This window comes from Kitasatospora sp. NPDC057542 (genome assembly GCF_042801945.1).
GTDB lineage: Bacteria > Actinomycetota > Actinomycetes > Streptomycetales > Streptomycetaceae > Kitasatospora.
Window position 1 is genome coordinate 1 of record NZ_JBHVFE010000834.1, and the last position, 1,462, is coordinate 1,462.

1 pseudogene is annotated in these 1,462 nt (G+C 62.2%); it reads left to right on the forward strand.

Annotated features, from left to right (window positions below):
* A pseudogene (locus ACFU7Y_RS43920) lies at nt 1-1,462 on the forward strand (reverse transcriptase domain-containing protein); the annotation flags it as partial.

Genomic DNA, 1,462 nt, shown 5'->3' on the forward strand with positions numbered 1-1,462 from the left:
ATGACGCCGGGGGTCACCGGGGAGACGGCAGACGGCATGTCACTGGAGAAAATCGACAGCATCATCGACGCGTTGCGCGCCGAGCGCTACCGGTGAACTCCGGTCAAACGGGTGTACATCGAGAAGAAGGGATCGGCGAAGAAACGCCCGCTCGGCCTGCCCGCCTGGTCGGACAAGCTGGTAGCCGAAGTGGTCCGCCTGCTCTTGGAGGCGTACTACGACATCCAGTTCTCCGACAGGTCCCACGGATTCCGTCCCCAGCGAGGATGCCACACCGCGCTCAGCGAGGTGGTGGACGTCTGGAAGGGGACGCACTGGTTCATCGAGGGGGACATCTCCGACTGCTTCGGCAGCCTGGATCACGAGATCATGCTCGCGATCCTGGCGGAGAAGATCCACGATGAACGTTTCCTGCGGCTAATCAGCCACATGCTCAAGGCCGGATACCTGGAGGACTGGCGTTGGAACGCCACGCTCAGCGGCGCGCCGCAGGGCGGCATTGCCTCGCCGATCCTCTCGAACATCTACCTTGACCAGCTGGACCAGTTCATCGAACAGTCTCTACTCCCTGAGTACAACCGGGGACAGCGGAGGCGTCGAAACCGGGCATACCAAGCCATCGAGTACGCGATCGAGAAGGCCACACGGCACAGCGACCAGGAGAAGGTGAGGGCACTTCGAGTCCAACGCCGCTCCTTGCCGAGCCAGGACCCGAACGATCCGGACTATCGGCGTCTGCGTTATGTCCGTTACGCCGACGACTGGCTCCTGGGGTTCGCCGGACCGAAGCACGAAGCCGAGGAGATCAAGTCGAGGATCGGGAGGTTCCTGCAGGATGAGCTCAAGTTGGAACTGTCCGATTCCAAGACCGTGATCACCCACGCCACCAGCCAGGCGGCACGCTTCCTCGGCTACGAGATCCGGGCCCAGCACTCCGATACGAAGATCACCCGCAATCGTCGGGCGGTCAACGGAGCGATCGGCCTGTTCGTGCCCAAGCAGGTGATCAGGCAGAAATGTGCGCTCTACATGAGCCGGGGCCAACCAGCGTTACGAGGAATGCTGCTTCACGATGAGGACTTCACGATCGTCGCGAAGTATCAGGCCGAGTACCGGGGGCTCGTCCAGTACTACCTTCTTGCCCAGGACGTGCATCACCTGGGCAGGCTCCAGTGGGTCATGGAGACCTCCCTGCTGAAGACGCTGGCTCGGAAACACCGGTCCACGGTCTCGAAGACGGCGCGCAAGTACAGAGCCACCGTCAAGACGGCCGATGGAATGCTCCGTTGTTTCCAGGTCATCGTTCCACGCGGCGAGGACAGGCAGCCACTGGTCTCCCGCTTCGGCGGGATATCGCTCAAACGACAGCGCACGGCAGTTCTTACCGACCAACGGCCGGTCATGGCCAGCGCGAAGCGGAACGAGCTGATCCACAGGCTCCTCGCCGAGTGTTGCGAGATCT